The following is a 10,164-nucleotide window of genomic DNA, read 5'->3' on the forward strand; positions in this document are numbered from 1 at the left end:
CGCGGCGGGTGTTTGTCGGCCAGCGAGAGATTCACCTCACTCCCTTGGAATACAAGCTGCTCACCGTCATGGTCCAACACGCCGGCAAGGTGTTGACGCACCGCTTCTTGCTCAAGGAAGTTTGGGGACCGGGCCAGGTGGGCGAAGTGCATTACCTGCGGGTGTTCATGGCCGGGCTGCGGCGCAAATTGGAGACCGACCCGGCCCAGCCCCGCTATTTGCTCACGGAGCAAGGAGTGGGATATCGCCTGGCGGATACGTAGCGGCTGCTACCAGACCCATTCGAAGAGCACCTCCATCAGGACGGTCTGCCCGGCCTGAAGCAAGAGCGCCGCGGTGACAAGCGGCGATGCGTCGAGCCGGCAGGCCGTTCGATTCAGATGGGCGGCGGCGCCGATGGCCATGAATCCGACCAGGAAAATCCAGATGCGTTCGGTCTCCAAAGTGTACAACGGCGCCACGTCGATGCCGACCAGCGTCACCAGGAAACTCAACAGCAGCCATCGCGCGCTGCTGGAGGTAGCCAAAGGGATTTCCCGGACCGACTGGCGGAGCCAAAGCAGAACGATCGGCAGTCCGGAACAGAAGGCGAACGCGACGAAATTAGTGACTGCGAAATGGACCGATTGCCGGAGTGTGCTATGGCCCCGACCGTTCGTGATTTCATGCTGGCCCTCGAACGCCTGTCGCAAGACCGCCAGCGGGTCGTAGCCCGACCAGGCGTTGAGAACTGCGTAAAACAAGACGCTGCTGACTGCCGCGGCGGCCAGCGCAACCAGCGTGTTGCGAAGCCGCGTTGGGTCGCAGAAGGCCGTGAGCACGAGTGCCACGACGGCCCACAGTTCGACGACAGAGGCGGAGAAGGTCATCAACGCGGCCAGCGAGCCGGTGATGCCCGCCGCCATGCCGAAAAGCATCGGCCGTTGCCGGCGACCAATCCAAAGAAAGCACATTGTCCAGACGAGCGGCACCATAAAGACCGCGTCCAGGCAGGTTGCCGAATAAGCGACCACGTTGGGCGCCAACAGGAAGATGCCTGCGGCCAGGCGCGCGGGAGCTTCGTCCAGCACGTCTCGCGCGAGCAAATAGACGGCCGGCGTCGCGAGGCTGCTCAGCAGGATGGTCGCCATCGAGGCGGCGAAGGGACCCGGACCGAACGAGTGCGCGATCATCCACAGCAGCAGCGGTCCGCCGGGCGGATGAGTGCGGCAGTGCAGCGGCAGATCGGGCATCAATTGCGGATAATCTTGCAGGAAAGTTTGCGGCCTGTCGATCCACTCGACGGCGCCGATGTAGTCGCTGCGGCGATGCACGTGGAAAGGCTCCCACAGCTTGCCGGGCCCGCCGTCGATCAAGGCCACGGACACCGCAATCGCGACGTGCCAAGCCATGAGAGAGGCCACGACGGCACTACCGGCACGCTTGTTCGCGCCGCTCGGCCGCAGCGATCGACGCAGCCACCAGACGAAGCCGGCCAAAACCGCGGTGGCGATCAGCACGCCGGTTTTGAGTCGAGGACGCCAATAGAGATACAGCGGGACGATGCGATAGACCTTCACGCCCGGCCGCACCGCTCCCAGCGTCAGGCCCCGGTGTATCATCAACTCGCGCAGGTAGAAATGGTAGGCGGCGAACGCGACCGCTACGAAGGCGCATGCGACGATCAGGCCGGTGACGTGGCGGCGAGTTGTCGTGGTTGCGGCGTCCATGCCGGTGAACCCTGAACCCTACTTTCGATAACTGTGATCCAACAACTCCATCGGATGCGCCACCCACAGCGGCTGCCCTTGCTGCCGGGCTTCGCGGCCGATCTGCAGCAGGCAGCCAGCGTTAGCCGTGAGCACAATTTGCGCGCCCGTCTTGACGATGTTGGCCAGCTTGCGGCGGCTGAGTCGCCCGGCCATTTCCGGTTCCGTCAGGTTATACGTCCCGGCCGCTCCGCAACAAAGCTCGGTTTCCGGCAGGTCGCGCAATTGCAGGCCCGGTATTTGGGCCAACAGCCGCCGCGGGGCCTCGCGAATCTTCTGAGCGTGGCCGAGATGGCAGGCGTCGTGATAGGTCGCGACTGCCCGAATCTCGCCGCGCGGCGGCACAAGGCCGAGTTCGTCGAGAAACTCGTTGACGTCTTTCACCTTGGCGGCAAACCGCTGGCGGTCGCCCTGCTGGCCGTCGTGCCAATGATGGCCGTAGTCCTTCAGCATCGCCCCGCAGCCGGCCACGTTGACGACCACGGCGTCCAACTCGTCCAGATCAAAGGCGGCGGTGTTGCGGTCGGCAAGTGTACGGGCAGGTTCGCTCGACCCGGCGTGAAAATGGATGGCTCCGCAGCAGACCTGGCCGCGAGGCACGTACACGTCGCACCCGTTCTCTTGCAGCACGCGGGCGGTGGCCCAGTGCGTCGAACGAAACAGCACATCGGCCACGCAGCCGGTGAAGAGGGCCACGCGCGCGCGGCGCGGGCCTTTGGCCGGCAAGAACTCCGGCAGTTCCGGCTCTTCCTTGCCCGGCGGCGGCAGCATATCGACAAGCTGCCGCAACCGCGCGGGAAGCAGCCGCAGCAGGCCGGTCGCCTGAGCGAAACGCAGCAGGCCCAATCGTTGGGCCAGTCGGGCAGGCGCCAGGGCCATCCGCATGCGCTTGGGATAGGGAAAAATGCCGAACAAGATCCAGCGATGAAACCAATCGGCCGACTTGGCCCGGCCATTGCCCGACTGTTCCATCGCCACACGAAACGGCTCGATGAGCTTGCCGTACTGCACGCCGGAGGGACAGGCGGTTTCGCAGGCCCGGCAGTCGAGGCACAATTCGAGATGGCGGCGGACCTCGTCGGTCAGTTCCAGCCGGCGGTCGGTGACGGCCCGCATCAGGTAGATTCGCCCGCGGGGGCTGTCGTTCTCGTTGCCCAACTCGACGTAGGTCGGGCAGGACGCCGTACACAGCCCGCAATGCACGCAGTCGAGAAACAGCCCATAGTCGATGCCGCTGCCGGGCGTGGCCTGTCGTGGGTCGTTCTGCAGTTCCGTGGTCGCTTCTTGGTGCATTTTTATGGAGCGTGCGTTCGGGCCGGATTCACGTCCGACATGGGTGCGAGGACGCTTCTGGAATTTCGCGTAGTAGCCTCTATGGTGTACCATACACCGCGGGCTGCCGATTTAGCAGTGCCGTTGCCATGTTGACTCCCGCCGAAGAACTTGGACTCAGCGGCCTGAACCTCGAAAGCCGCTTGCGCAAGGTCTTCTACGGCTTTCCCCCGGCGACGATCGTCGAGCTGACCGACCGCATGACGAGCGAGGCCTTTCGCCGCAATTTGATCTATTCGCGGCACGGCGAGGTGGAGGCCATCCGCGTCATGCTGCGGCCGATCTGCGTCATGCCCGACCAACTGGCCTATCTGCACTTCGTTTCGCTAACGCTGCTCAACGCGCTGAAGCGCCTGCCCGATCTGTACCTGCAGGACGCGGCGATACGCCGGCTGGTGCCGCTGAGCGAGCCGGAAGAGCGCTGGCTGCGAGACAGTTGGGGGCCGAGCCAGCGTGAAAACAATCCGGTGTTCGGCCGGCTCGACGCCATGGTCGAATTCACCAGCCCCACCTGGAAGGAATCGTTGCGGTTCTTCGAGCCAAACCTGTGCGGCGTCGGCGGCATTCACCTCGGCCCGACCTGCGAGCAAATGCTGACCGAAGTCGTGCTGCCCGCGGTCGAGCGGTGCGATCCGCAGTTGCACATGGAGGTGGGCCAGGATCTCCGCGAGTTGTTCATTCAGGAGGTGATCGACCATCTGGAAGCGATTGGACGCCAGGGACGCAACGTCTGTTTTATCGAACCGAAGTATTCGGGCGACGGACCCTGCGAGCAGGAGCCGCTGGCCCACTATTTTCACGAGCGACACGGCATGACGATCACGCACGCCGATCCGGCGGAGCTCTCGCTCGATCGAGGTGAAGTCTATTACGAAGCAACGCCGGTCGATATCGCCTATCGCGATTACGAGGTCCGCGACCTACTGGCCCTGGAAGCGGCCGGGACCGACCTGGCCCCGGTGCGGCGGCTGTTTGCCGAGAACCGCATGATCTCGTCGATCGGCGGCGACTTCGACCACAAAAGCTGCTGGGAGGTGCTCACCGACCCCGTCCTGAGCGGAAAGTACTTCAACGCCGACGAACGCCAGGTGTTTCGCCGCCACGTGCTCTGGACGCGGCTGTTGGCAGACCGCCCGACTTCGCTTCCCCACGGCGAGACGGGCAGCCTGCTCGATTTCGCCCGCCGCGAGCACGAGCGACTGGTGCTGAAGCCGAACCGTTCTTACGGCGGCGACCGCGTTTACATCGGACACGGCATGACGCAAATCGAGTGGGAGCGGGCGATCGACGCGGCGCTGGCCGGCGACGAGGCCTGGGTGGTGCAGCGGCTGGCGAGCATTCCGGTGAACGAGTTTCCGGTGGTCGACGAGCGCGGCCAGGTACACGTGGAGCCGTTTTACACGGTGATGGGTTTTGCCCCGACCAAGTATGGCGTGGGCATCGTAGGGCGGGCCTCGCAGAAGCAGGTGGTCAATGTGGCCCAGCGTGGCGGGATGTGCGGCATTCTGATCGGCCGGCCGGTGGGCAAGCTGGTCGGGCCGGGCGAGCCTGCCCGGCGGTGAACGGCTTGCTTTAGCACGCCTCCGGCGGCCGGCGCCTCTTCCTTGTTGCGCCATTGGAGTGCGTCTCGTCTGGCCCGCAAGCGGCCGTCCATGCGACACGCGTGTCGCCTCCGCGCCTGGTGGCCGGAAGGCAGGGGCGTCGCGGTGCCGCCGCGCGCGGCGGAAGGTTGTCGAACGCGAGATCGCTCCGCCGCGCGCGGCGGCGAGTTTTATGGTCGTCCGCCGCGCGCGGCGGAGCGCAACGAGATCCCCCCTTTTGTTTGGGCAGCAATGCTAACCGAAACCTTTTCTAGACAAGCACTTGCGCCGCATGGCCTTGCCGGAGAAAGCCCATGATCCGATAATCAACGAAGGTTTGCTGACCTTCCGTGAATGTGCGAGGTCGATTCGTCATGCCGTCCCCGTTTCCTGGAATGGACCCCTATTTGGAGGGCGAACTATGGACCGCCGTGCATTCGCAGTTGGCGGCGGAGATCGCGCGCCAGCTCGCTCCCAAGATTGCGCCACGTTACGTCGCCCGCACCGAAAAACGCTTTGTCATCACGGCGCCGGATGATCTCGATGAGGCGGAAATCTCCATCTACACAGACGTGGGCGTGCGAACGGTCAAGGCACGACAAAAGGCGAAAGGAACCGCTGCACGAGCAGCGGTTGAGGCGCCGCTGGTTGTGGCTACCCTGATGGAAGAGAAAGCGCCGCACTACTGCGTGGAAATCAGGGATGCCAAGCGCAGAACGCTCGTGACTGCCATCGAACTGCTTTCCCCCTTTGATCAGCGTGGCCGGGGGCGAACGGACTATCTTCGGAAGCGAGATGCGCTGCTTGGCAGCCCGGCGCATTTGATCGAAATCGACTTCTTGCGGAAAGGCGAACGTTTGCCCATGAGGCGAAAATTGCCGGAAGCGGAGTATTTCGTTTTCCTCAGCCGCGCGGGGCAGGGGCCGATTACGGGGGTTTGGCCTGTGCGACTTCAAGATCCCTTGCCCGAGGTTCCGGTTCCGCTTACGAACGGCGATCCGGACTCTTTGCTGGATCTTCAGAAGGCACTCGAAAACGTTTACGATTTCCTCCGTTACGATCTGGATATCGATTACCGGCGGCCCCCGGACGTCCCTTTCACCAAATCGCAAGCGGCACGGGCAGCCGCTTATCTCCGCCGTGCGAAGACTTAGGTGTTTCACGGAACTGGTCTACGGCCCGTCGGCGTGACCCTGCCAGATACATACCGCCAAGTCGGCGCGAATCACGGTCGCTCCCACCGCAACGCACGCCCGCGCCGGCAAAAGCGTCGCGCGCGACGCATTTGCCCCTCTCCTGCCTGGTCCTCAAGCGGACGCCCCGGGCCGGGCTGATGGCGGTGGTGCCGCTTACGGCTCGGCTCGATCCGCCTGCTCTCGCGCGGTCGAGGCGACACTCGCGTCGCCTCCGCCCTGCCGGCCGGAACGCGCGGGCCGTCGCGGTCCCGCCGCGCGCGGCGGAAGGTTTTATGGTCGTCCGGCGCGCGGCGGAGCGCAACGAAATCCCCCCTTTTGTTTTGGCAACGATGCCAGCCGAAGCCGTTTCTACACAAGCACTTGCGCCGCCTGGCCCCCGGCCGCTTCAACGCGATTTGACGGTAATTGTGCTCTTCGCCGCGCCGAGCCATCAACGCGCGGCGACTTTCGAGTTCAAAGGCCAAGTTCCAACGACCTTGTGGTGTCGGCGTCTCGGTAATCTATGGCGTCATTTTGTCATCTATGGCCTCCGGCCTTCCTCGAAAGCTGCCAACCAATTTCTTCGACCTCCGGCGCCCGGCCTCGTCGCCGTTATAATGCTTGACCGACAGCGTCGATTCCGCCAGCGTCAGGAAAATGAACACGAATGCCAGGATGTGCAGCACGTCGGCCAGCGTCATGACGCTCGCGTCGGGCAGCGACGAAGTGACCACATATTCGTTGGCCACGGCCGCAAAAATTGCCCCAACGCCCAGACCAAACCGCAGATCGAGATCGATCGGCCGGATGAAAAGCGCCAGAAACGCGATGGCGGTGGCGACGAACAGCCCAAAGAAGAGCTTCAAAAAATAGCCCCAGTTCGGCCGCACCAGCGGGATGGAATCGACGAACCCGGAGTAGGTCGACCTGTTGCCGCTCGGCAGCGACGTATCGCCGTAGTTCGTGTGATACTGGTGCTCTTCGACGTTTGCCGTGGGCGTGCCGACCTTCCAGCCGCGCACCTGAAGCTGCGGGCTGATTGCGCAACTCTCGGCATCGTCTTCCGCCGACGACTTCAAACGATTCCGGCGGCTACCTGCGCGTCCTTCTAGCGAAACGACACGACGAAATCCGCCGTGAGCTGGTTTTCCTTCAGGCAAAACCAGTCAATCTGATTGGCGTAGACGCCGGCGTAGGCAGTGATTGGCCGAGGTTTTGCTCGCTTGGGCTGCCCCCTCAAACGAATTTTTCATGGCTAGCCGGATTTACGCCGGAGCCGTGCGCTGTATTATTGGATGCTTGCCGTGTCGAGCAAGCATCTCACAGAGTTGCGACAGCTATGGGCAAGAATCGGTTCATTCCGGCAGAAATCCCACTGGCCGTGAGGAATAACCCGCGGTTTCGGGCGGAGCTGTTGGTCTATGACGAACTTAAAGCGCAGTTGGATCTGACCCAACGCGATTGGACGGTCGTCTATCAGGCGAAATGGCTTCTCAAGGAGCCTTCGCAGGAAGAGCCGAAGGAAGGCGAAGCCGACTTCTTGCTTGCGCATCGGAAGCGCGGCGTACTCGCCGTCGAGGTGAAAGGGGGGCTGATTTCCTTTCGGGATGGCCAATGGTACTCGCGCGACCGGCACGGCGTTGGCCATCCGATCGATCCTTTCGGGCAAGTCGCGCGAAACGCGCGGCATCTGGCAAAAAAGCTGAACGAGTTGCCGCAGGGGATTGTGGGCGGAGGAACATTCGGCTCAGCTTTCGCCAAAGGAGAATCGGCGCCTACAGGATCTGTTTCGCGCCGGCGGCAGGAACGTCTTGAGTTGTACGACGACGATGGAACTCGGTATTGACATCGGCGGTTTGGCTGCGGTGATGATGAGCAATGTGCCGCCCGGCAAAGCGAACTATTTGCAACGTGCTGGCCGCGCCGGGCGACGAGCCGACGGTTCGTCGGCCGTGGTAACCTTTTGCCAAAGCCGGCCATTCGACCGCGCCGTTTTCAAGGGCTTCGGTCGCTACCTCGGCCAGGAACTGCGCCGCCCGCGCGTGCTGCTTGGCCGTGAACGGCTGGCATGGCGGCACCTCGCGTCTTGGCTTCTTGGCGAATTCTTCCGACAAGTGTATGGGCCTGAGGAACGACGTGGGGCCATGAACGCTTTTGGCAAGATGGGAGAGTTTTGCCGCGTCGAATTGCCACGTTACTGGGATGCTAAGCAAGGGGGTATTAAGCCGGAAGTCGCTTGTGCCCCCATGACCGACCTTTCGAATCCGCCCTGGCATGCGGGAGCTGACACACTGGCGGACGCATTTCTGGACTATTTGCGCTGGATACGCGACTTCGGCGGTCCGCCTCAAACAGGGGCGATAAGTCTGCTCAAGGATACCCCGTTGGCAGAACCTGCCGGCCCAGGTTGGCAAGCCATGATCGCTGACGTCGAGCGTCGTTTTCAGGGTGCCATCGACGATTGGCGGAACGACTATGACAAGCTTCTCGGGAGCTGGAACGGGATCTCCGCAACCGACGGAGGTGGACCACGACGTGCCAACGCCATCCGCTACCAATTGAAAAGCTTTTACAGTACCACGGTCATCGAAGCCTTAGCCGACCGGCAGTTTCTGCCCCGCTACGGATTCCCGATCAATGTACATCGCCTCCAGGTGCTCGAGCGAAAAGACTACGGCGAAAAAGACGAATCGGAGAACGTTCGCCGCGCGGAGCAATTTCGTTTGGAACGGCCCGGGTTGCTGGCGATTCGCGAGTACGTTCCTGGCACAACCCTGATGGCTGGCGGCATGTTCATAAAGTCGCGCGGACTCAACCGCCTTGTTTCCTCCGACGCGGAGTCGTTCGGATCGCGAGCCGTCGCGCGCCGTTGCCAGGCGGGGCACCTCTACTTCTCAGAAGCAGGAATTGCTGCTCCCGACAAATGCAACCGCTGCGGCCAGCGCTGGCAGACGGCCTTGCAGGAAATCCTCTTACCGCGGTTTGGCTTCAGCACCGCTGCATGGGATCCGCCGAGAAGGCGAGGCGATGACGATCCAGTGTTTACTAAAACGGAAGTGGACGTACTGTGGGGCACGGAAGGTAGCGCCGACGAAATCAGGGAACCATCTTACGGCGATATTGCCGGACTGCTCGCGACGTACCGTGACGACGGGAGTCTCTTGGTGCTCAATTATGGCCGCGGCGGGCGAGGGTATATTATTTGTTCGCGCTGCGGTTACAGTGATGGTGAAGAACCGAACGCAACGCCCAGCTCAGCGATACGAGCGTCGTTTGATCGCCATGCGCCGCTGTGGTCACACAGCCAGGGACAGAATCATCGTTGTTTGGACGATCCCGGCGCACCATTACGTTGTCAGATACTCGGATCACGAGAGCGCACCGACATGCTGCGACTCGATTTCGACAACGTCAACATGCCAGCGAGCGACCAGCGATTGATGACAACCCTTCAATTAGCCCTGCATCGCGCCGCGGCGGAGCTATTGCAATTGGATGTACGCGAGCTCGGCGCGGAGCTCGTCCCCGCATCTGCGGGTCGTTACTCAATCGTGCTGTACGACAATGTGCCGGGTGGCGCAGGCCATGTCCGCGAGCTGCTCGACGAAGGCCCAGCGCTTTTTCGCTCATCGCTCGGAATACTGCACGGCACCGACGACCACAACCTCCGTTGCCGCGAAGCCTGCCTTGACTGCCTGCTCGGCTATTCCTCGCAATCCGCACACGAGCAAGGGCTAATTGACCGGCGCCTAGCCTTACGTTGGCTTCAGTCCGTCCTTGGGTAGACGTGCATCGGTCGCCGGATGCGTTCGTCATCGCGTTGCGCGACAAGCAACCTGGCCGGAAGGATGTGTTTGGCCGCGCGGGGAGGCTGGAATGCCAGGGGCCGAGGAGCAAAGCATGGGATGGTCATACCGAAAGAGTGCCAGCATTGGGCCGCTGGAGAATCAATGTCAGCAAGTCGGGCGTCGGCTCCTCGATTGGCGGAATCGAACTAATCGACGAAGTTCCGCTGCCCGAGGTCAGCCGCGCCGAGGGCAAGCATGCACTTCACGGTCGTCCGGGGGCAAGCCATTGGCGACTTTGTTCGGCACCCGGGTTGAGGGATGAGGGGCGCCTCCTTGAACGAGTAGCGAGAATACTGAAAACCATTCGGCATAGAAGGGCCGTTCCGCTCACGGAGCGCTTCACGCGGACCAGCAGGCGGTCGGGAAAAAAGGCGTCCATTCGGCATAGAGGGCCGTTCCGCTCACGGAGCGCTTCACGCGGGCCAGCAGGCGGTCGGGAAAAAAGGCGTCCATTTGGCATAGAGGGCCGTTCCGCGCACGG

Annotated in this window: 8 protein-coding genes; 5 read left to right on the forward strand and 3 right to left on the reverse strand. The window is 62.6% G+C overall.

Going from position 1 to position 10,164, the window contains the following annotated elements; genetic code table 11:
* Nucleotides 1-263, forward strand: a 263-nt coding sequence (locus tag VNH11_17320; protein ID HVA48130.1) for a winged helix-turn-helix domain-containing protein, incomplete at its 5' end; no start/stop codon positions are given.
* A 6-nt stretch (nt 264-269) separates the two neighbouring features.
* On the opposite strand, the gene VNH11_17325 is transcribed toward VNH11_17320, so the two are convergent.
* Together VNH11_17325 and VNH11_17330 are read right to left on the reverse strand one after the other, a co-directional pair.
* Nucleotides 270-1,709 carry a glycosyltransferase family 39 protein gene (locus VNH11_17325; GenBank protein ID HVA48131.1) on the reverse strand — a complete coding sequence of 480 codons (1,440 nt, stop codon included), beginning with the start codon at nt 1,707-1,709 and terminating at the stop codon, nt 270-272.
* An 18-nt stretch (nt 1,710-1,727) separates the two neighbouring features.
* Nucleotides 1,728-3,041, reverse strand: a complete 1,314-nt coding sequence (locus VNH11_17330) for a (Fe-S)-binding protein (GenBank protein HVA48132.1) — start codon at nt 3,039-3,041, stop codon at nt 1,728-1,730.
* A 128-nt stretch (nt 3,042-3,169) separates the two neighbouring features.
* Between VNH11_17330 and VNH11_17335 the strand changes: the two genes are divergently transcribed.
* Both VNH11_17335 and VNH11_17340 read left to right on the forward strand, forming a co-directional pair.
* Entirely contained in the window at nt 3,170-4,642 is a 1,473-nt protein-coding gene (locus tag VNH11_17335; protein HVA48133.1) for a hypothetical protein, read from the forward strand.
* Nucleotides 4,643-5,034: 392 nt separating this feature from the next.
* Complete coding sequence (locus VNH11_17340; GenBank protein HVA48134.1) at nt 5,035-5,814, forward strand: DUF4058 family protein; 780 nt, start codon at nt 5,035-5,037, stop codon at nt 5,812-5,814.
* A 542-nt stretch (nt 5,815-6,356) separates the two neighbouring features.
* Here the strand turns inward: VNH11_17340 and VNH11_17345 are convergent.
* Complete coding sequence (locus VNH11_17345) at nt 6,357-6,914, reverse strand: hypothetical protein (protein ID HVA48135.1); 558 nt, start codon at nt 6,912-6,914, stop codon at nt 6,357-6,359.
* A 260-nt stretch (nt 6,915-7,174) separates the two neighbouring features.
* Here VNH11_17345 and VNH11_17350 point away from each other — a divergent pair, with 260 nt between their 5' ends.
* Nucleotides 7,175-7,681, forward strand: a complete 507-nt coding sequence (locus VNH11_17350; GenBank protein HVA48136.1) for a nuclease-related domain-containing protein — start codon at nt 7,175-7,177, stop codon at nt 7,679-7,681.
* On the forward strand, nt 7,620-9,620 hold the full coding sequence (locus VNH11_17355) for a Zn-binding domain-containing protein (protein HVA48137.1): 2,001 nt from the start codon (nt 7,620-7,622) through the stop codon (nt 9,618-9,620). Before VNH11_17350 ends, VNH11_17355 begins: the two co-directional genes overlap by 62 nt.
* Nucleotides 9,621-10,164 lie beyond the last annotated feature (544 nt).

The organism is Pirellulales bacterium, assembly GCA_035533075.1.
Lineage (GTDB): Bacteria > Planctomycetota > Planctomycetia > Pirellulales > JAICIG01 > DASSFG01.

Excerpts from the sequence above, each read along its gene's own strand:
- VNH11_17340 (HVA48134.1), top strand. The coding sequence starts at position 5,035 with ATGCCGTCCCCGTTTCCTGGAATGGACCCCTATTTGGAGGGCGAACTA.
- VNH11_17350 (HVA48136.1), top strand. The coding sequence starts at position 7,175 with ATGGGCAAGAATCGGTTCATTCCGGCAGAAATCCCACTGGCCGTGAGG.
- VNH11_17330 (HVA48132.1), bottom strand. The coding sequence starts at position 3,041 with ATGCACCAAGAAGCGACCACGGAACTGCAGAACGACCCACGACAGGCC.
- VNH11_17335 (HVA48133.1), top strand. The coding sequence starts at position 3,170 with ATGTTGACTCCCGCCGAAGAACTTGGACTCAGCGGCCTGAACCTCGAA.
- VNH11_17325 (HVA48131.1), bottom strand. The coding sequence starts at position 1,709 with ATGGACGCCGCAACCACGACAACTCGCCGCCACGTCACCGGCCTGATC.